At 50.8% G+C, this 19,652-nt stretch carries 19 protein-coding genes and 1 pseudogene; 10 read left to right on the top strand and 10 right to left on the bottom strand.

Annotated features, from left to right (window positions below):
* Positions 1-197 precede the first annotated feature (197 nt).
* Positions 198-716, bottom strand: coding sequence for a molybdopterin-guanine dinucleotide biosynthesis protein MobB (gene mobB, locus OGX83_RS00040; protein WP_095533157.1), 519 nt, complete (start codon positions 714-716; stop codon positions 198-200).
* The gene (gene mobA, locus OGX83_RS00045; RefSeq protein WP_003028614.1) at positions 698-1,282 is read right to left on the bottom strand and encodes a molybdenum cofactor guanylyltransferase MobA; all 585 of its coding nucleotides are present in this window, start codon (positions 1,280-1,282) and stop codon (positions 698-700) included. The genes mobB and mobA overlap by 19 nt, the downstream gene beginning before the upstream one ends.
* Before the next feature lie 69 nt (positions 1,283-1,351).
* Between mobA and OGX83_RS00050 the strand changes: the two genes are divergently transcribed.
* The 3 genes from OGX83_RS00050 to dsbA all read left to right on the top strand — a co-directional run bounded on the left by OGX83_RS00050 (position 1,352) and on the right by dsbA (position 3,324).
* On the top strand, positions 1,352-1,621 hold the full coding sequence (locus OGX83_RS00050; RefSeq protein WP_003028616.1) for a YihD family protein: 270 nt from the start codon (positions 1,352-1,354) through the stop codon (positions 1,619-1,621).
* 76 nt (positions 1,622-1,697) lie between these two features.
* Positions 1,698-2,684, top strand: a complete 987-nt coding sequence (locus tag OGX83_RS00055; RefSeq protein ID WP_057066642.1) for a serine/threonine protein kinase — start codon at positions 1,698-1,700, stop codon at positions 2,682-2,684.
* Positions 2,685-2,700: 16 nt separating this feature from the next.
* The gene (gene dsbA, locus OGX83_RS00060) at positions 2,701-3,324 is read left to right on the top strand and encodes a thiol:disulfide interchange protein DsbA (RefSeq protein ID WP_003028621.1); all 624 of its coding nucleotides are present in this window, start codon (positions 2,701-2,703) and stop codon (positions 3,322-3,324) included.
* A 13-nt stretch (positions 3,325-3,337) separates the two neighbouring features.
* Here the strand turns inward: dsbA and yihG are convergent, their stop codons facing one another.
* Positions 3,338-4,201, bottom strand: coding sequence for a 1-acylglycerol-3-phosphate O-acyltransferase, YihG family (gene yihG / locus OGX83_RS00065; RefSeq protein ID WP_225624899.1), 864 nt, complete (start codon positions 4,199-4,201; stop codon positions 3,338-3,340).
* Between yihG and OGX83_RS00070 the strand changes: the two genes are divergently transcribed.
* From OGX83_RS00070 to spfP, 3 genes are all read left to right on the top strand, one after another.
* Complete coding sequence (locus OGX83_RS00070) at positions 4,086-4,421, top strand: hypothetical protein (protein ID WP_231504644.1); 336 nt, start codon at positions 4,086-4,088, stop codon at positions 4,419-4,421. The two genes, yihG and OGX83_RS00070, sit on opposite strands and share 116 nt — an antisense overlap.
* A gap of 215 nt (positions 4,422-4,636) precedes the next feature.
* Complete coding sequence (polA, locus tag OGX83_RS00075) at positions 4,637-7,423, top strand: DNA polymerase I (RefSeq protein WP_286587207.1); 2,787 nt, start codon at positions 4,637-4,639, stop codon at positions 7,421-7,423.
* 166 nt (positions 7,424-7,589) lie between these two features.
* Entirely contained in the window at positions 7,590-7,637 is a 48-nt protein-coding gene (gene spfP / locus OGX83_RS22825; protein WP_071892919.1) for a small protein SpfP, read from the top strand.
* A gap of 119 nt (positions 7,638-7,756) precedes the next feature.
* On the opposite strand, the gene yihA is transcribed toward spfP, so the two are convergent.
* On the bottom strand, positions 7,757-8,389 hold the full coding sequence (gene yihA, locus OGX83_RS00080; protein ID WP_286587208.1) for a ribosome biogenesis GTP-binding protein YihA/YsxC: 633 nt from the start codon (positions 8,387-8,389) through the stop codon (positions 7,757-7,759).
* 209 nt (positions 8,390-8,598) lie between these two features.
* On the opposite strand from yihA, the pseudogene OGX83_RS00085 reads away from it, so the two are divergent.
* From OGX83_RS00085 to hemN, 3 genes and pseudogenes are all read left to right on the top strand, one after another.
* A pseudogene (locus OGX83_RS00085) lies at positions 8,599-8,784 on the top strand (hypothetical protein).
* A 169-nt stretch (positions 8,785-8,953) separates the two neighbouring features.
* A complete protein-coding gene (yihI, locus tag OGX83_RS00090) occupies positions 8,954-9,463 on the top strand; it encodes a Der GTPase-activating protein YihI (RefSeq protein WP_003028627.1) in 510 nt (169 codons plus the stop codon).
* 188 nt (positions 9,464-9,651) lie between these two features.
* Positions 9,652-11,025 carry an oxygen-independent coproporphyrinogen III oxidase gene (gene hemN / locus OGX83_RS00095; protein ID WP_286587209.1) on the top strand — a complete coding sequence of 458 codons (1,374 nt, stop codon included), beginning with the start codon at positions 9,652-9,654 and terminating at the stop codon, positions 11,023-11,025.
* An 87-nt stretch (positions 11,026-11,112) separates the two neighbouring features.
* Here hemN and OGX83_RS00100 read toward each other — a convergent pair whose 3' ends face one another.
* The 4 genes from OGX83_RS00100 to glnA form a co-directional block, all read right to left on the bottom strand.
* The gene (locus OGX83_RS00100; RefSeq protein WP_020996121.1) at positions 11,113-11,223 is read right to left on the bottom strand and encodes a YshB family small membrane protein; all 111 of its coding nucleotides are present in this window, start codon (positions 11,221-11,223) and stop codon (positions 11,113-11,115) included.
* Positions 11,224-11,335: 112 nt separating this feature from the next.
* On the bottom strand, positions 11,336-12,745 hold the full coding sequence (gene glnG, locus OGX83_RS00105) for a nitrogen regulation protein NR(I) (protein ID WP_003825317.1): 1,410 nt from the start codon (positions 12,743-12,745) through the stop codon (positions 11,336-11,338).
* A gap of 10 nt (positions 12,746-12,755) precedes the next feature.
* Positions 12,756-13,805, bottom strand: coding sequence for a nitrogen regulation protein NR(II) (gene glnL, locus OGX83_RS00110; RefSeq protein WP_008786986.1), 1,050 nt, complete (start codon positions 13,803-13,805; stop codon positions 12,756-12,758).
* Positions 13,806-14,087: 282 nt separating this feature from the next.
* On the bottom strand, positions 14,088-15,497 hold the full coding sequence (glnA, locus tag OGX83_RS00115) for a glutamate--ammonia ligase (protein WP_008786987.1): 1,410 nt from the start codon (positions 15,495-15,497) through the stop codon (positions 14,088-14,090).
* Between the two features lie 379 nt (positions 15,498-15,876).
* Between glnA and typA the strand changes: the two genes are divergently transcribed.
* Positions 15,877-17,700, top strand: coding sequence for a ribosome-dependent GTPase TypA (gene typA / locus OGX83_RS00120; protein WP_008786988.1), 1,824 nt, complete (start codon positions 15,877-15,879; stop codon positions 17,698-17,700).
* A gap of 67 nt (positions 17,701-17,767) precedes the next feature.
* Here the strand turns inward: typA and OGX83_RS00125 are convergent, their stop codons facing one another.
* The gene (locus OGX83_RS00125; RefSeq protein WP_008786989.1) at positions 17,768-18,556 is read right to left on the bottom strand and encodes a DeoR/GlpR family DNA-binding transcription regulator; all 789 of its coding nucleotides are present in this window, start codon (positions 18,554-18,556) and stop codon (positions 17,768-17,770) included.
* Positions 18,557-18,595: 39 nt separating this feature from the next.
* On the bottom strand, positions 18,596-19,492 hold the full coding sequence (locus tag OGX83_RS00130; RefSeq protein WP_008786990.1) for a sugar kinase: 897 nt from the start codon (positions 19,490-19,492) through the stop codon (positions 18,596-18,598).
* Between the last annotated feature and the right edge of the window lie 160 nt (positions 19,493-19,652).

Below are 19,652 nucleotides of genomic sequence, written 5' to 3' on the forward strand. Positions count from 1 at the left end.
TGCGGCGTGCCGCCTTATCCGGCCTGCAGGGGCCGGGCTGAACGTATTTTGTAGGCCTGATAAGCGCAGCGCATCAGGCAACGCGGCGGTATATTGCCGGATGCGGCGTATCGCCTTATCCGGCCTACAGGGGCCGGGCTGAATGTATTTTGTAGGCCTGATAAGCGCAGCGCATCAGGCACATCACAACACCACGGTTACCATCTTATCCATTGCGTAACAAAATCAGCAAGTTGCTGTATGTCGTTGATATCTAACAATGGAACATCCACTGTCAGCGGAACATCACTGGCAACCGCGATAACATATTCGTCTATCGCCAATTCTTCAGGACTATGCCCGCAACCGTCGCGAAAAAGCACGATCTTAGCGACAGGTTCATGCTTAAACCCTTCAACCAGCACCAGGTCCAACGTTGCTGCATCCATCCGGCTTACCAGATACGCTAAATCCAGTTCGGGCTCTTCCGGTGTTTCTACCATTAATGCCCAACGTTGCTGGCTGGCGACCAGCGTTTGTGCTGCACCGGCTTTGCGCAGTTCATAGCTATCTTTACCGGGCTTGTCGACATCCATATTGTGATGAGTATGTTTAATCAATCCGGGACGTATACCTCTGGCACGTAGTTCCGGGATCAACTTTTTGAGCAGCGTGGTTTTTCCCGTGCCGCTCCATGCCGCAATGGCGAGTAATGGGATCATGATTTTTCCTGCCATTTTGCGAGCTCTTCGGGGGTGTTCACGTTTACGAACGCATCTTTATGATCGCTGAAATCGACAGCATGACCGCCAGCCAGACGCATAAAGACCATAACGCGTCGTTCACCGGACTGAAGATAATCCTGCAGCAAAGGCTGCATAGAGCGGTGCATCAGCGCAATGGTTGGGTGATCTCTTTCCCCATCATGCACCCAGACAACGGGTGCAGCTTTACGTTGCTCTTTTAAACGAGCGACCAGATCGTGAGGAATATAGGGCATATCGCACGGGCAAAACAGAAACCACTCCCCCGTTTGCTGCAGGAATACCGATAGCATCCCGGCCAGTGGGCCAGGGAAATCGGCCAAGGAATCGGGAATAACTTTCAGGCCGCTTTGCTGGTATATATCCCGGTGGCGATTGGCATTAACCACCACGGTTTCGACCTGCAAAGCGAGAATGTCGGCCACATGCCGCCAAAGAGGTTTACCGTCCAGTTCAAGCAGACCTTTATCGGTTCCACCCATCCGTCTGGCCTTACCGCCGGCCAGCACAACCCCTGTTATTGCACTATCCAGAATCACTGATATCGCCTCTTTTAATGTGGGATTGACCCTGCTAACGTATCTGTATTGAGCCTAAGGAGCACAACCATGAAATGTAAACGTCTGAATGAAGTTATTGAACTCCTCCAGCCAGCCTGGCAGAAGGAACCCGATCTTAACCTGATGCAATTTTTGCAGAAACTGGCGCAAGAGTCAGGTTTTGACGGCGAACTGGCGGATTTAACTGATGACATTCTGATCTATCACCTGAAAATGCGAGACTCAGCGAAGGATGCTGTCATCCCAGGTATTCAGAAAGATTATGAAGAAGATTTTAAAACCGCACTACTCCGCGCTCGTGGCGTAATTAAAGAGTAAAAGCTTGTAATCGCCGCCACCGAAAGCGCTGCGAAATGATATCCTGAATCATTCGTAGTATTTTCCGGATGATGGGATGAACGACAACGCTTTTAATTTCCAGACGCTACACCCGGATACCATCATGGATGCACTGTTTGAGCAGGGGATCCGGGTGGACTCCGGGCTTACCCCGCTTAACAGCTATGAAAACCGTGTCTATCAATTCCAGGACGAAGACCGTCGACGCTTTGTTGTTAAGTTTTATCGCCCTGAACGCTGGTCTGTCGATCAGATCCAGGAAGAGCACCAGTTTGCTCTGGAACTGGTAAGCGATGAAGTCCCGGTAGCTGCGCCGTTGGTACTGAACGGCCAAACGCTGTTAAGCCATCAGGGTTTCCATTTTGCGATCTTCCCCAGCGTCGGTGGACGACAGTTTGAAGCCGACAACATCGATCAGATGGAGGCGGTGGGGCGCTATCTCGGGCGTATGCACCAGACCGGATGCAAGCGTACTTTTACCTTCCGACCGACGATTGGCCTTGAAGAATACCTGACTGAACCGCGTAAAGTTTTTGAACACGCACAGCTTATCCCATCAGGGCAAAAAGCGGCTTTCCTGAAGGCAACGGATGCGCTTATCGCGGTGGTTACCGATCGCTGGCATACGCGTTTTACTACGTTACGCCTGCACGGTGATTGTCATGCCGGTAATATTCTGTGGCGCGATGGCCCGATGTTTGTCGATTTAGATGATGCCCGCAATGGTCCGGCTATTCAGGATTTATGGATGCTCCTCAATGGTGATAAAGCTGAACAACGCATGCAGCTAGAAACCATTATCGAGGCTTATGAAGAGTTTAGTGAGTTCGATATCTCTGAAATCGGACTGATAGAACCTTTACGCGCTATGCGTTTAGTTTATTATCTTGCCTGGCTGATTCGACGTTGGGCTGACCCTGCGTTCCCAAAAAACTTCCCGTGGTTAACCGGGGAAGATTACTGGCATCGTCAGACCGCGACCTTTATTGAGCAGGCAAAAATTCTGCAAGAGCCCCCCTTACAATTAACGCCAATGTATTAATCGGAGAAACTTGAACATGAAAAAAATATGGCTGGCGCTGGCTGGTATGGTCTTAGCTTTTAGCGCATCTGCAGCGCAGTTCCAGGATGGTAAACAATACATCACCCTGGAGAAGCCTGTTGCGGGTGAACCGCAAGTGTTGGAGTTCTTCTCCTTCTACTGCCCGCACTGCTATCAGTTTGAAGAAGTGCTTCATGTATCTGATAACGTGAAGAAAAAACTGCCGGAAGGTACTAAGATGACCAAATACCACGTCGAGTTTCTCGGGCCTTTGGGCAAAGATCTGACGCAGGCATGGGCGGTTGCAATGGCGCTGGGCGTTGAAGATCAGGTCACTGTTCCGCTGTTTGAAGGGGTTCAGAAAACCCAGACCGTTCAGTCTGTTGCTGATATCCGTAAAGTGTTTGTCGATGCGGGTATTAAAGGCGAAGACTATGATGCGGCATGGAACAGCTTCGTAGTGAAATCTCTCGTGGCACAGCAGGAAAAAGCAGCGGCTGATTTACAGCTGCAGGGCGTTCCGGCGATGTTCGTGAATGGCAAATATCAGGTCAACCCGCAGGGCATGGATACCAGCAGCATGGATATCTTTGTACAACAGTATGCGGATACCGTGAAATACCTGGTCGGTCAGAAGTAAAAGCAAAAGCCGGTCACTGACCGGCTTTTTTATTTGCAGCTTTAATCGCGTCGAGCTGCGCGTCTTTCTCACTCCACAGCGTATTCAACCACAGCTGAAAGCGGCGCTTGAATGCCTTATCGTTCACGTAATCACCGTGTAACTCTTCATGGATTGGCTCCAGATTCACCCGCACGACAATCCTCGTTAGCTTACCGCTCAGCATATCGTAGAACGGTCGGCTACTGTTTTCCGGATAGCATAACGTGACATCCAGCATTTTATCGAACTGTGACCCCAGCACATTTAATGCCATCGCAATACCGGCCGCCTTGGGTGGGAGCAGGTTTTGATAAGGAGAACGGGTTTGCTCACGCTTCTCATGAGTAAACCGCGAACCTTCGACAAAATTCACAATGGTTGTCGGGTGCGCACGAAATTTCTCGCAGGAACGACGCGTCGTTTCGACATCTTTACCACGGCGTTCCGGATGGCGAAGCAGATAGCCACGTGAATAGCGTTTCATAAACGGCATATCCAGAGCCCAGCAAGCCAGGCCAATAAAGGGCACCCAGGCCAACTGCTGCTTGAGGAAATATTTATTCATCGGGATGTGCTTACGTAACAGAACGCAAAGCACAACGATATCGGCCCAGCTGTAATGATTACAAATGAGCAGATACCAGTTTTTCTTGCTAAGACCTTCCAGTCCTTCAACATCCCACTTCAGCCGTGGATTAAGGTGCAGCAGTAGCGCCAGACCTTCACACCAGCAGTACATCATGAAATTACAGAAGACAGAAACCTTGCGCCAGACGACAGGAATGGGCAAAAGGAGTTTCACAACCCCGGCAAGGATGATCGGCACAGAACAAAAAATTGTGACCAATATGGTCAATACGATACTCAGCAACAGCGTTATCGCAGCGAGTATTCTCGTCATAATTAAATTATTCAAAAGGTTAGCCATAGACAGTGCGCGAAAGAGGCGCAAGGGGCTGATTTTATCAGAAAACGAACCAAATGATGGATCTTCCCTGAATAGAAAAAAAGAGAATATCTATCCACATCAGGATATAAGCTGTAAAAATGGAATAAAATGCCGTGCGTTTATTTAACTAATTGAAATTAGTGTATAAATACAATGGAGCATTAATTGCCTTGCTATATTTAAAGAGCTGAAAATTATTTATTCACAAAGTTATCCACAGCTGTCTTTGCGAGCAAAGCAGAAGATCTGCAAAAGTTTTTCGACAAATGCGGCGAAAAACTCATGTTTTCATCCTGTCTGTGGCATCCTTTACCCATAATCTGATAAACAGGCACGGACATTATGGTTCAGATCCCAGAAAACCCACTTATCCTTGTAGATGGCTCATCTTACCTGTATCGCGCATACCACGCGTTCCCACCGCTGACTAACAGCGCAGGAGAACCTACGGGCGCGATGTACGGTGTCCTCAACATGCTGCGTAGCTTGATTCTGCAATATCAACCAACCCATGCAGCGGTGGTATTCGACGCCAAGGGTAAAACCTTCCGTGATGAATTATTCGAACATTATAAGTCTCACCGCCCACCGATGCCGGACGATCTGCGTGCGCAGATTGAACCTCTGCATGCGATGGTAAAGGCGATGGGGCTGCCACTGTTGGCTGTTTCTGGCGTGGAGGCGGACGATGTTATCGGTACGCTGGCGCGGGAAGCAGAGAAGATCGGTCGCCCGGTGCTGATTAGCACCGGTGATAAAGATATGGCTCAGTTGGTGACGCCGAATATCACCCTTATCAACACCATGACCAATACGATCCTCGGCCCGGATGAAGTGGTAAATAAGTACGGCGTCCCGCCGGAACTGATCATCGATTTCCTGGCGCTAATGGGTGACTCCTCAGATAACATTCCTGGCGTTCCAGGCGTAGGCGAAAAAACCGCTCAGGCACTGCTGCAGGGGCTGGGTGGGCTGGATACCCTCTATGCCGAATCAGACAAAATAGCGGGGCTGACCTTCCGTGGTGCGAAAACCATGGCAGGCAAACTTGAGCAGAACAAAGAGGTGGCGTACCTCTCTTATCAATTGGCTACCATCAAAACAGATGTTGAGCTGGAATTGACCTGTGAGCAGCTGGAAGTGCGTCAGCCCGCTGCAGAAGAACTGCTTGGCCTGTTTAAACAGTATGAATTTAAACGTTGGGTTACCGACGTTGAAGCGGGTAAATGGCTACAGGCAAAAGGGACGAAGCCGGCGGCAAAACCGCAAGAAACTATTGTCGTCGATGAAACGCCTGAGGAGCCGGCCACGGTTCTTTCGTATGAAAACTATGTGACGATTCTGGACGAAGCGACGCTGGAAGAGTGGATCGCTAAGCTGAAAAAAGCACCAGTCTTTGCCTTCGATACTGAAACTGACAGCCTGGACAACATTTCCGCGAATCTGGTTGGCCTGTCTTTTTCCATTGAACCGGGTGTGGCGGCGTATGTTCCTGTTGCCCACGATTACCTGGATGCCCCTGACCAGATCGCGCGCGACCGCGCGCTGGAGCTGCTGAAGCCGCTGCTGGAAGATGAGAACGCGCACAAAGTCGGGCAAAACCTGAAGTACGATCGCGGCATCCTGGCGAACTATGGCATCGAGCTGCGCGGCATCACCTTTGACACCATGCTCGAATCCTACATTCTTAACAGCGTCGCTGGACGACACGATATGGACAGCCTGTCGGACCGCTGGCTGAAACATAAAACCATCACCTTTGAAGAGATCGCCGGAAAAGGCAAAAACCAGCTGACCTTTAACCAGATAGCACTGGAAGAGGCTGGTCGTTACGCTGCGGAAGACGCCGACGTTACGCTACAGCTGCATCTGAAGATGTGGCCAGAATTGCAGCAGCATAAAGGGCCGTTGAACGTCTTTGAAAATATCGATATGCCGCTGGTGCCGGTTTTGTCTCGCGTTGAGCGCAACGGTGTGAAAATCGATCCGGCTGTTCTGCACAAGCATTCAGAAGAGCTGACGCTGCGTTTGAATGAGCTGGAGCAAAAAGCGCACGAGATCGCCGGAGAAGTGTTTAACCTCTCTTCCACCAAGCAACTGCAAACAATCCTGTTTGAAAAGCAGGGTATTAAGCCGTTGAAGAAAACCCCTGGCGGCGCGCCATCAACGTCGGAAGAGGTACTGGAAGAGCTGGCGCTGGATTATCCGTTACCGAAAGTGATCCTGGAATATCGTGGTTTAGCAAAACTGAAGTCGACCTATACGGATAAGCTTCCGTTGATGATTAACAAGAAAACCGGACGCGTGCACACCTCCTACCATCAGGCGGTTACCGCCACCGGGCGCTTGTCTTCAACGGATCCAAACCTGCAAAACATCCCGGTACGTAATGACGAAGGTCGTCGTATTCGTCAGGCGTTCATTGCGCCAGAAGACTACGTGATTGTCTCTGCGGACTACTCGCAGATTGAACTGCGTATCATGGCGCACCTTTCACGTGATAAAGGTCTGCTTACCGCGTTTGCCGAAGGGAAAGACATTCACCGCGCAACGGCGGCAGAAGTCTTTGGTTTACCGCTTGATTCTGTGACCAGCGAGCAACGCCGCAGCGCTAAAGCCATTAACTTCGGTTTGATCTACGGGATGAGCGCCTTTGGTTTGGCGCGCCAGTTGAATATTCCGCGCAAAGAAGCACAGAAGTACATGGATCTCTACTTTGAACGCTACCCTGGTGTGTTGGAATACATGGAACGCACCCGCGCGCAGGCGAAAGAGCAAGGCTATGTAGAAACGCTGGAAGGTCGCCGTCTCTATTTACCGGATATTAAATCCAGTAATGGTGCTCGTCGCGCTGGTGCTGAACGTGCGGCCATTAACGCCCCGATGCAGGGAACTGCTGCAGACATTATCAAACGAGCCATGATTGCCGTGGATGGATGGCTGCAAACCGAGCAACCGCGCGTGCGCATGATCATGCAGGTACACGATGAACTGGTGTTTGAAGTGCACAAAGATGATCTGGAAAGCGTCTCCAAAAAGATCCACCAACTGATGGAAAACGAGACTCAGATTGACGTGCCGTTGCTGGTGGAAGTCGGGAGTGGTGAAAACTGGGATCAGGCGCACTAAGGGTTTACTTAATAACGCTCCTTTTTCGTAACTAAGCAACATAAGAGAGAGCTTTTTGTGATGTCCATTAGAATTCCCTATGTAAGGAATGAAAAAAAATTACAAAAAGTGCTTTCTGAGCTGCTCAAAAAAGAGTAAAGTTATTCTCGTAGGGTACAGAGGTAAGATGTTCTATCTTTCAGACCTTTTACTTCACGTAATCGGATTTGGCTGAATATTTTAGCCGCCCCAGTCAGTAATGACTGGGGCGTTTTTTATTGTGCGAAAGAAAAGTTTTGCACATGCTGTAGGCCGGATAAGACGCGCAGCGGCGCCATCCGGCATATCGGTGGGTTATTCCCCTTCCTGCACCTCTTCAACCGGTGCCAGTTCACTAAACCAGCTATCCAGTTTTTGCCGCAGTTTGTCCACACCCATTTTTTTCAGCGATGAAAATGCTTCTACCTGCACATCACCGTTAAATGCCAGTACGGCTTCACGTACCATATTCAGCTGCGCTTTGCGTGCACCGCTGGCCAGCTTATCTGCTTTAGTCAGCAGTACCAGAACCTGAACGTTGCTCTCAACTGCCCACAGGATCATCTGTTGATCGAGATCTTTTAACGGGTGACGAATATCCATCAGTACCACCAGACCTTGCAGGCTCTGACGCTTTTCCAGATATTCAGCCAGCGCGCGCTGCCATTTACGCTTCATTTCTTCTGGAACTTCGGCATAACCGTATCCTGGCAAATCGACCAGGCGTTTGCCGTCAACGACTTCAAACAGGTTGATGAGCTGAGTACGACCCGGCGTTTTAGATGTACGCGCCAGACCTTTTTGATTCGTCAGGGTATTTAGCGCACTGGATTTGCCTGCGTTGGAACGGCCAGCAAAAGCCACTTCGATACCGGTATCGGAAGGTAAGTGGCGAATATCAGGCGCACTCATCACAAAGTGCGTCTGTTGATAATTCAAGTTAGTCAAAGCAGTCCTCTCCATCAATCAGGGCTTTGCAGCGATTATACCTGAACCCCAGCAAAAGGCTGGTTTTTCGACGAGTGAGCTGTGTAAGTAAAAACCTCGCGCTTTGTGAGACATTGCCGACAGTTTCTATACGAGATGACAGAGTAAAAAATGACAGAACTAAAATAAATCATATGGTTACATTTGGGCGCTATTCTTAAAATCAGAAATTGTTACCCAGGTTACTTGTACGTTTAAACCAAAACGGTAAAGTAGCGTCCATAGCGAGGAAGCTGACAGGATAGACGACTCAGGATGAGGGTCAGGAGCGCCAGGAGGCGAAGACACAGGATTGTCAGGAAGACAAACGTCCGGAGACGTTAGTAAAAGGAAATGGAAACAACACGGAATGTTAGAGGCTAAGGGAAAAACAGGGTGTGTTGATAGCCAACAGGGATTGTAGAGCCCGTAAGGGTTGAGAGTCAGGAAAAAAGGCGACAGATTACTCTGTCGCCTTTTTTCTTTATTTCTGCTAGATTCCGGCGCAATTATATACTGAATAAAAACAGCCAAAGACGAATCATGATGAAACCAACTTCTACACCACGCGGTAAAGGTCCTGCAAAAGCGCGTCGTAAAACACGCGAAGAAATTAACCAGGAAGCTCGCGACCGTAAGCGCCAGAAAAAACACCGTGGTCATGCGGCAGGTAGCCGTGCGTCCGGTAGCGAAGGCGCATCTGGTGGCGGAAACCAAAATAAGCAAAAAGATCCTCGTATTGGCAGCAAAACCCCCATTCCATTGGGCGTGACCGAAAAAGTCACCAAACAGCACAAACCGAAGAGTGAGAAACCTATGCTTTCACCACAGGCTGAGTTGGATTTACTGGAAACGGATGAGCGCCTGGATGCGCTGCTGGAGCGTCTTGAAGCAGGAGAAACCCTGAGCGCGGAAGATCAGTCCTGGGTTGATGCCAAGCTGGATCGCATCGATGAGCTGATGCAAAAGCTGGGTCTTTCTTACGATGACGAGGAAGAAGAGGAAGAAGAAGAAAAGCAGGAAGACATGATGCGCCTGCTGAAAGGCGGCAACTAACGGTTTTACACCGTGGGTCTTCCCGTCCTGCTTATAACCCTTCCGGTTATATGTTATCTGGTGTGGTTATTCGTTAAACTACAGCGGTTGTCGCGGCGACAGAAGTGGCTGCGCAACCGACTTATCACCCGTACTGGGGTTAAGTCGGTACGCCGTACCCGCCAGAGACGCCATCGGAAGGAGTGAGCATGTCAGAGCAGTTAATAGACTGGGACCTGGCCCTGATCCAGAAATATAACTATTCCGGGCCACGATATACCTCGTACCCGACCGCGCTGGAGTTTTCTGAAGACTACGGCACTGAAGCATTTCTAAAGGCCGTGGCGCGTTATCCTGAGCGTCCTCTCTCGCTGTACGTTCACATCCCGTTCTGCCACAAGCTGTGCTACTTCTGCGGCTGTAACAAGGTCGTGACTCGCCAGCAGCATAAAGCCGATCAATACCTCGATGTCTTAGAACAAGAAATTATTCATCGCGCACCGCTGTTCGCCGGACGTCATGTCAGTCAGCTGCACTGGGGCGGCGGCACGCCAACGTATCTGAATAAAGCGCAAATCAGTCGTTTGATGTCGCTGCTGCGTGGCAACTTTAACTTTAACGACGACGCTGAAATCTCGATCGAAGTGGATCCGCGTGAAATTGAGCTGGATGTGCTCGATCATTTACGTGCTGAAGGTTTTAACCGCCTGAGCATGGGGGTACAGGACTTCAACAAAGAAGTTCAGCGCCTGGTGAACCGTGAGCAGGATGAGGAATTCATCTTTGCGCTGCTGAATCATGCGCGTGAGATTGGCTTTACCTCGACGAATATCGATCTGATTTATGGTTTGCCAAAACAGACGCCGGAAAGTTTCGCCTTCACCCTGAAACGCGTTGCTGAGCTGAATCCAGATCGACTGAGTGTCTTTAACTACGCGCACCTGCCGACGCTGTTTGCCGCTCAGCGCAAAATTAAAGATGCCGACCTGCCCAGCGCGCAGCAGAAGCTGGATATCCTGCAGGAAACCATCTCTTCACTGACCGAAACTGGCTATCAGTTCATTGGCATGGATCACTTTGCCCGTCCGGATGACGAACTGGCCATTGCTCAACGCAAGGGTGTGCTGCATCGTAATTTCCAGGGTTATACCACCCAGGGTGATACCGATCTGCTGGGAATGGGCGTGTCAGCCATCAGTATGATTGGTGACAACTACGCGCAGAACCAGAAAGAGCTGAAGCGCTATTATCAGCAGGTAGACGAGCAGGGGGACGCGCTGTGGCGCGGAATTGCCCTGACCCGTGACGACTGCATTCGTCGGGATGTTATTAAGCTCCTGATCTGCAACTTCCGCCTCGACTATGCCGCTGTGGAACAGCAATGGGATCTGAACTTCGCTGACTATTTTGCCGAAGACCTGAAACTGCTGGCGCCGCTGGCGAAAGATGGGCTGGTGGATGGGAATGAGAAGGGGATTCAGGTCACGCCGAAGGGCCGTCTGCTGATCCGTAATATTTGCATGTGCTTCGATGCGTATCTGCGCCAGAAAGCGCGGATGCAGCAATTCTCGCGGGTGATTTAACGCTTTTCCGGGTGGCGCTTCGCTTACTGTGCCTACGAAAATCTCAATACGTAGGTCGGGTAAGCGAAGCGCCACCCGGCGAACCCGCTAGCTGAACAGCCCAACCAGCGCTGCGCACAATACTGCGGCGACCGCAGTTTGTGGCGTATGGCTTTCGACCGCACCGCTCGACAGCAGATTAATGATTGATTCCAGCATGATGACTTCCCCCCGTTAGTCGGGCACGATCATACTTAACTCATCGGAACAGTAAAGCGCAAAATAGCAGCTATTTGCGCTCAATTATTAATCTTTACACAGTGACGATATGTCACTCCATTCCGAGTTCTTTTAGCTTACGCGTCAAGGTATTACGACCCCAACCGAGCAAGCGTGCCGCTTCCTGTTTATGCCCCTGGGTATGACGTAGCGCGGTAGTCAACAGCGTGCGCTCCATCTCGGGTTGGGCCTCAGAAAGCAAGTTTTGATGACCGGAGCGTAATGCCCGATCCGCCCACTGTGCCAATAGCGTTGCCCAACTATCCGGCTGCATATGGGACGGTGCATCTGGCACAGAGGTTTCAAACAGCTCGGTTGGTAAGTCCTGAATCAGGACTTCCTGCCCGGCGGCCATGACGGTTAACCAGCGGCAGGTGTTCTCAAGCTGACGTACGTTACCTGGCCAGGCCAGACGGGTGAGCGCAGCCTCGGTTTCCGGGTGTAATTGTTTGGCTTCCACCCCCAGTTCGCGGGCGGCCTCCTGCAGGAAATGACGCGCCAGGCGGGGGATATCTTCCCGACGTTCGCGCAGTGGCGGCAGATGTACCCGAATGACGTTCAGGCGATGGAATAAGTCCTCACGGAATTTGCCTTCCTGCACGCGCAGTTCAAGATTCTGGTGCGTGGCGGCGATAATGCGTACATCTACCTTTACGGGCGCGTAACCGCCAACGCGGTAAAACTGTCCGTCGGCTAATACGCGCAATAAACGCGTTTGCACGTCCAGCGGCATATCGCCAATTTCATCGAGGAACAGCGTACCGCCGTCTGCCTGTTCAAAGCGCCCCTGACGAATGGTGTTCGCCCCGGTAAACGCGCCTTTCTCGTGGCCAAACAGCTCAGATTCGATCAAATCTTTCGGGATTGCCGCCATGTTCAGCGCGATAAACGGCGCTTTGACGCGCGGGCTATGACGGTGCAACGCATGGGCGACCAGCTCTTTACCGGTTCCTGACTCCCCATTAATCAATACGCTGATTGAAGACCGGGACAGGCGACCAATAATGCGAAAGACGTCCTGCATTGCTGGCGCTTCGCCGATGATGTCGGTTGTGGGGCCGTTAATCTGAACATTGCGCGGCTGCTGTTGTTCCTGATAATGACTGATGGCGCGCTCGACCAGCGCCACCGCTTCATCAATATCAAAAGGTTTGGGCAGATAATCAAACGCTCCTTGCTGATAGGCGCTGACGGCAGCATCCAGATCGGAGTGCGCGGTCATTATGATGACCGGAAGCATCGGATGCCGCTGTTTAATCTGTTTTAACAGCGTCAGGCCGTCCATACCCGGCATGCGGATATCCGACAACAGCACGTCCGGCGTTTTGCTGGCCAGCGCGTCCAGTACCTCTTTACCACTTTCAAATGTGGTACAGCTTAGCCCTGCCCCTGCGAGCGCACGTTCAAGCACCCAACGGATGGAACTATCGTCATCAACGACCCAGACTATTCCTCGTTGCATAAACGTCACCTTATTTCCTGATAGGCAGGTAAACCGAGAACTCGGTATGACCCGGCCAACTGGTAAATTCAATTTTGCCGGAATGTTGATCAATCAAATTACGGGCGATAGATAATCCAAGGCCGGTACCGCCTTCGCGACCGCTAACCATTGGGTAGAACAGCGTATCCTGCAAATGCGAGGGAATACCTGGACCGTTATCCTCTACATCAATTCGTGCCGCCAGACGGTAACGCATGCCGTGTAGCGTGAGCTGAAACGCGGTGCGGGTGCGCAGAATGATCTCGCCGCCTTCCGGTCCCAGCGCCTGCAAAGCATTGCGTACGATGTTCAGCAAAACCTGCTCGATCTGGTCCGGGTCGTGCAGTAATTCGGGCAGACTTGGGTCGTAATCCCGGATTAGCGTGACGTTTTCCGGCAGCTCCATCGAGACCAGCGCCACCACGCGTTCCGCCACTTTGTGAATACTTTCCGTGATGTGCATGCCGGGCTGTTGTGGCCCCAGCAGACGGTCGACCAGATTACGCAGGCGGTCCGCCTGTTCAATAATGACTTTGGTATATTCGGTCAGCGCCGGGTCCGGAAGCGCTTTACTGAGAAGTTGCGCCGCACCGCGTAATCCGCCCAGCGGGTTTTTAATTTCATGTGCCAGACCACGCACCAGATCGCGGGCAGCAATCTGCTGGGCGTGCTGGAGCTGTTCCTGACTCAGACGGCGCTGGTTATCCATAGGGGCCATCTCCAGCAAGATAAGGCCATCAGGCAGCCTCTGAGCGGTCACAGAGAGGATATGTGAGTGGCTGTCTATCACCAGCGTCACTTCGTTATCCGTAAAGCCCTGGCCTGCTTCCAGGCTCTCTCGCATCAGTCCGATGTTTAAGGAGAAATAACTCAACAGATCGGGAAGCGGTGTACCAAACAGTTTGCGGGAGCTTTGGGCGAGCAACTGCTGTGCCGCCGGGTTGGCGTAATGTACAGCCAGCTCATCGTCGACGAGTAAGATGCTGTTGATTAAAGAATTTAGGATCTGCCCAGCATCGGGCAGCGTGCCGGTTGCCATTCAGCAGTCTCCTGAAAAGTGTTGCACCAATTTAGTGCATTATAGCTTTTTACATCAAAAAAGCGCGAAAAAGCAGGTTGTTAGTGGAGAAAAAAGCCCATCCAGAGATGGGCTACAGATGACTGGCAAACATAGATGCCGGATGGCGGATTTGCCTTATCCGGCCTACAAGGTAATGTTACCCTCCAGGCCTGATAAGTTTGCGCCATCAGGCGTCCTATCATTCACCATCGATCTCAAGCCTGCCTGAGCAGGCTAAAAGTTCCACGGCAACTCAAACGATTAAACGCTGTAGTACAGCTCAAACTCTACCGGGTGCGGAGTCATGCGCACGCGGTCATCTTCTTCGCGACGCAGCGCAATGTACGCATCGATCGCTTCATTGGTGAACACGCCGCCTGCGGTCAGGAACTCGCGGTCCAGATCCAGTTCTTTCAGTGCTTCTTCCAGAGAACCAGCAACCTGTGGGATCTCTTTCGCTTCTTCCGGCGGCAGGTCGTACAGGTTTTTGTCCATTGCTTCGCCCGGGTGGATCTTGTTCTTAATACCGTCAAGACCAGCCATCAGCAGCGCTGCGAAGCACAGGTATGGGTTAGCAGCCGGGTCCGGGAAACGCACTTCGATACGACGCGCTTTCGGAGAAGCAACTACCGGGATACGGATAGACGCAGAACGGTTACGGGCAGAGTAAGCCAGCATTACCGGTGCTTCGTAACCCGGGACCAGACGCTTGTAAGAGTTGGTGGTCGGGTTAGCCAGGGCATTGATCGCTTTAGCGTGTTTGATTACGCCACCGATGTAGTACAGCGCCTGCTCAGACAGACCTGCATATTTGTCACCGGAGAACAGGTTTACGCCGTTCTTGGACAGGGACATGTGGCAGTGCATGCCGGAACCGTTATCGCCAAACATTGGTTTTGGCATAAAGGTCGCGGTTTTACCGAAACGGTGAGCGACGTTGTGAACGACATATTTGTAGATCTGAATTTCGTCCGCTTTTTTGGTCATGGTGTTAAAGCGGGTCGCGATTTCGTTCTGACCGGCAGTCGCCACTTCGTGGTGATGCGCTTCAACAACCAGGCCCATTTCTTCCATGATCAGACACATGGTAGAACGGATATCCTGAGAAGAATCTACCGGAGGAACCGGGAAGTAACCGCCTTTCACGCCTGGACGGTGACCTTTGTTACCACCTTCGTATTTGGTGGAGGAGTTCCATGCGCCTTCGATGTCATCGATAGCCACGTGGGAACCGGAAATAGTTGCGCCGAAACGGATGTCGTCAAACAGGAAGAATTCTGGCTCTGGCCCGAACAGAACGGTGTCTGCGATGCCGGTAGAACGCAGATACTCTTCAGCACGTTTAGCGATGGAGCGCGGGTCACGGTCGTAGCCCTGCAGCGTACCTGGTTCCAGGATATCGCAACGGATGATCAGGGTAGACTCTTCAAAGAACGGGTCGATGAGAGCAGTAGACGCATCTGGCATCAGAACCATGTCTGATTCGTTAATGCCTTTCCAGCCACCGATTGAGGAGCCGTCAAACATTTTGCCTTCTTCAAAGAATTCGGCATTTACCTGATGAGCAGGAATAGTGACGTGCTGTTCTTTACCTTTGGTATCAGTGAAGCGTAAATCAACAAACTTCACTTCGTGTTCGTTCAGCATCGTCAAAACGTGTTCAGCGGACATACTTACTCTCCCGGATTGGTCATTGTCGTCGTGGTAACGAAGTCTTCAATTCTGCAAAAATTGGCCGTGTCGCCATAAAAAATATAAAGCGAAATCTGTGCCAACTTTTAAATTGCCCCTAAAAGGCGTTATCATGCGCACCATCGTGCAAAGGGGCTGCACCATGAAGGTTGTATTGCACCATTATAGTGCTTTAATGTGAACATTAAGCACCATATTGGTGCAAAGCATGTCAGATTACCCCTTTTAACGCTCCGTGAATGTGATCACAAAGAAACTCTGCAATACTTGTTTGCGGAGGATGTTTGTGATCCTGTTTTGTACTGCGATTAATCCGTGTACAATAACGCGCTATTTCTAAAATGCCTGAGGCAAAGTTGTGATCGAAAATTTGCGTAACATCGCCATCATCGCGCACGTAGACCATGGTAAAACGACCCTGGTAGACAAGCTGCTCCAACAATCCGGTACGTTCGATGCACGTGCTGAAACCCAAGAGCGCGTGATGGACTCCAACGATTTGGAGAAAGAGCGTGGGATTACCATCCTCGCTAAAAACACCGCTATCAAATGGAATGACTACCGTATCAACATCGTTGATACCCCGGGGCACGCCGACTTCGGTGGTGAAGTTGAACGTGTAATGTCCATGGTCGACTCTGTGCTGCTGGTGGTGGATGCAATGGACGGTCCGATGCCGCAGACGCGCTTCGTGACCAAAAAAGCCTTTGCCCATGGCCTGAAGCCAATTGTTGTTATCAACAAAGTTGACCGTCCTGGCGCGCGTCCTGACTGGGTTGTTGATCAGGTATTTGACCTGTTCGTTAACCTCGACGCTACCGACGAGCAGCTGGACTTCCCGATCGTTTACGCTTCTGCGCTGAACGGTATCGCGGGTCTGGATCACGAAGACATGGCTGAAGACATGACTCCGCTGTATCAGACTATCGTTGATCGTGTACCGGCTCCGAGCGTAGATCTTGATGGCCCGCTGCAGATGCAAATCTCTCAGCTGGACTACAACAACTACGTTGGCGTAATCGGTATCGGCCGCATCAAACGCGGTAAAGTTAAACCGAACCAGCAGATCACTATCATTGATAGCGAAGGCAAAACCCGTAACGGTAAAGTCGGTAAAGTTCTGACCCATCTGGGTCTGGAACGTATCGAGAGTGATATTGCCGAAGCAGGCGATATCATCGCGATCACCGGTCTGGGCGAACTGAACATCTCCGACACCATCTGCGACCCGCAGAATGTTGAAGCGCTGCCAGCTCTGTCCGTTGATGAACCGACCGTTACCATGTTCTTCTGCGTAAACACCTCTCCGTTCTGCGGTAAAGAAGGTAAATATGTTACCTCTCGTCAGATCCTTGACCGCCTGAACAAAGAGCTGGTGCACAACGTTGCGCTGCGCGTTGAAGAAACCGAAGATGCGGATGCGTTCCGTGTATCCGGTCGTGGTGAGCTGCACCTGTCTGTTCTGATCGAAAACATGCGTCGTGAAGGTTTCGAAATGGCGGTTTCCCGTCCGAAAGTAATCTTCCGCGAAATCGACGGCCGTAAACAAGAGCCGTTCGAAAACGTAACGCTGGACGTTGAAGAGCAGCACCAGGGTTCTGTGATGCAAGCTCTGGGTGAGCGTAAAGGCGACCTGAAAAACATGAATCCAGATGGCAAAGGCCGCGTACGTCTTGACTACGTGATCCCAAGCCGTGGTCTGATCGGCTTCCGTTCAGAATTCATGACCATGACTTCCGGTACCGGTCTGCTGTACTCCACCTTCAGCCACTACGACGACGTTCGTGCGGGTGATGTGGGTCAGCGTCAGAACGGCGTACTGATCTCCAACGGCCAGGGTAAAGCAGTTGCGTTCGCACTGTTCAGCCTGCAGGACCGCGGTAAGCTGTTCCTGGGTCACGGTGCTGAAGTTTACGAAGGCCAGATCATCGGTATTCACAGCCGTTCTAACGACCTGACTGTAAACTGCCTGACCGGTAAGAAACTGACCAACATGCGTGCGTCTGGTACTGACGAAGCAACGGTTCTGGTTCCGCCGGTTAAGATGACTCTGGAGCAGGCTCTGGAATTCATCGATGACGACGAACTGGTAGAAGTAACACCAACCTCTATCCGTATCCGTAAGCGTCACCTGACTGAAAACGATCGTCGCCGTGCAATGCGTGGCGCGAAAGAAGAGTAATTAACACTCTTTTTCAGGTAAGCACAAAAAAGCCGCTGATTATCAGCGGCTTTTTTTATCTAAAAGATCAGGTCGTTTCCTGCTCTGCAATGACTAGCTCAATATTTTCTAAATCAAGCAATTGCTTGAATGAATTTGGTGGCTGGGAATCGGTAAAAAATGCCCGAATTTTACGCATATTACCGATGGATACAGCGGCTGAGGCGGTAAACTTAGTATGATCAGCAACTAACAGCGTATTACGTGCATGCTTAATCATCGTTTTGGCGACAAGCGCTTCGTTAACGTCAAATTCTAATAGTGTGCCGTCTTCCTCGATGGCACCAATACTGGTAATCAAATAGTCGGCTCTAAATCCTTCAATAAAGTTCACTGCTCCTGGGCCAACAATACCGCCATTATGAGCACGTAACGTTCCACCGGGCACCATAACCTCAAGATCTTGATTCTTATATAAGATCTGCGCAACACGAAGACTGTTAGTAATGATGCGAAGATCCCGACGGTTCAGCAAAGCTCGTGCGACGGCTTCCACCGTTGTACCAATGGTAATAAATACCGTACAGCGTTCAGGAAGATAATCAGCAACCGCTTCCGCTATCGCTTCTTTTTCCTGGGTAAGGGACAACTCTCGCTGTTCAAAGGCGGTATTCATGACGCTGGATACACGTCCGGCTCCACCATGATGTCTGGTGATCAAGCCCTGTTCGCTTAACTTACGAATATCCCGGCGCACGGTTTGCGTGGACACGTCCAGCAATTGTGCGAGCTCTTCGATATTCATATAGCCGCGTTCTGTAATGTAATGAACAAGTTGATCGTGTCGCGGATTACCGGTGACTTCAATGATGCTCATGAATACTCCTGGACTTCTTCCCCGTAATTGTTGGCTATTTTACGCATAAAGTGACAAAAATGATTCGGTTTGCGCACGATTAGGAATTCCGGCTCGTCCGCCCGCCTGAGTGCATTTCATCGCCGCCACCGCACTTGCGAAGCGAATCGCCTGGTCAGTCGGCATTTGCTCTGCAAGAGCTGCTGCCATTGCACCATGGAAAACATCGCCTGCACCGGTTGTATCCACAACATTGACAGAAAATGCAGTCTGTTGACACATATGACCATTTTCGATCCATAGTGACCCTTCGCCGCCAAGCGTAACGTACACTTTACCATTGGTTTGCTCAGCGGCCAGTTTAAGTGCCTGTTGTGCATCATCTTGCCCGGTCATTCTCTTCAGACCTGGAGTTGAAAAAACGGCATGATCGGCAAGCGCCACCAATGGGGTTATATCTTGTGGTGTCATATCGGCATCCAACAGCGTTGGAACTCCGGCGGCACGTGCCAGTTCGAAGGATTTCAACGTCCCTTCATGCCAACGTACATCGGCCAGAACGATGTCATAACGGGAAAAATCAATCGACTCCAGCCACCTTGCATCCGTATCGAGATCCGGGCTTGGATAGTTCACGATAATGCGTTCGCCATGCTGGTCGACCAAAATTGCGGACTGGGATGAACGGGAGTTCGGGTATTGCCGGCAGAACGCCGTATTGACCCCCCAGCTCTGAAGCTCGTTAAGCAAGGTATTCCCACAACTGTCATCGCCTACACGGCCTATAAAATCAACGTCAATACCAAGCCGGGCAATGGCGACAGCTGCTGTTGCCGCCGGGCCGCCACCTGTCTCCAGATATTGATTTGACTGATATTTCCCCCCGCCATCGGGCAGGTTGTTCAGAGAATAAATACGGTCCTGAACGGTGATTCCAACACATGCAATTCTGGTCATATTTGGTTAGTCCTGTGTGATCTTGTCTTCTTTTGTTCATTTTAATGACATAAATGATCAAATTAGTGACACGCGTCTTGTTTTTAGTCATAAATTACAAATATGCTCAAAAACAGACGAAAACGAGTTTTTAATTGTAATTATTTTGTCAACCTGACAC

It is taken from the genome of Citrobacter sp. Cpo074, assembly GCF_030332745.1.
Taxonomy (GTDB): Bacteria; Pseudomonadota; Gammaproteobacteria; order Enterobacterales; family Enterobacteriaceae; genus Citrobacter; species Citrobacter portucalensis.

Excerpts from the sequence above, each read along its gene's own strand:
- OGX83_RS00130 (WP_008786990.1), bottom strand. The coding sequence starts at position 19,492 with ATGACCAGAATTGCATGTGTTGGAATCACCGTTCAGGACCGTATTTAT.
- OGX83_RS00125 (WP_008786989.1), bottom strand. The coding sequence starts at position 18,556 with ATGAGCATCATTGAAGTCACCGGTAATCCGCGACACGATCAACTTGTT.
- glnG (WP_003825317.1), bottom strand. The coding sequence starts at position 12,745 with ATGCAACGAGGAATAGTCTGGGTCGTTGATGACGATAGTTCCATCCGT.
- hemN (WP_286587209.1), top strand. The coding sequence starts at position 9,652 with ATGTCAGAGCAGTTAATAGACTGGGACCTGGCCCTGATCCAGAAATAT.
- mobB (WP_095533157.1), bottom strand. The coding sequence starts at position 716 with ATGGCAGGAAAAATCATGATCCCATTACTCGCCATTGCGGCATGGAGC.
- OGX83_RS00055 (WP_057066642.1), top strand. The coding sequence starts at position 1,698 with ATGAACGACAACGCTTTTAATTTCCAGACGCTACACCCGGATACCATC.
- OGX83_RS00050 (WP_003028616.1), top strand. The coding sequence starts at position 1,352 with ATGAAATGTAAACGTCTGAATGAAGTTATTGAACTCCTCCAGCCAGCC.
- OGX83_RS00070 (WP_231504644.1), top strand. The coding sequence starts at position 4,086 with ATGAAATTACAGAAGACAGAAACCTTGCGCCAGACGACAGGAATGGGC.
- polA (WP_286587207.1), top strand. The coding sequence starts at position 4,637 with ATGGTTCAGATCCCAGAAAACCCACTTATCCTTGTAGATGGCTCATCT.
- glnL (WP_008786986.1), bottom strand. The coding sequence starts at position 13,805 with ATGGCAACCGGCACGCTGCCCGATGCTGGGCAGATCCTAAATTCTTTA.
- glnA (WP_008786987.1), bottom strand. The coding sequence starts at position 15,497 with ATGTCCGCTGAACACGTTTTGACGATGCTGAACGAACACGAAGTGAAG.
- OGX83_RS00100 (WP_020996121.1), bottom strand. The coding sequence starts at position 11,223 with ATGCTGGAATCAATCATTAATCTGCTGTCGAGCGGTGCGGTCGAAAGC.
- dsbA (WP_003028621.1), top strand. The coding sequence starts at position 2,701 with ATGAAAAAAATATGGCTGGCGCTGGCTGGTATGGTCTTAGCTTTTAGC.
- yihI (WP_003028627.1), top strand. The coding sequence starts at position 8,954 with ATGAAACCAACTTCTACACCACGCGGTAAAGGTCCTGCAAAAGCGCGT.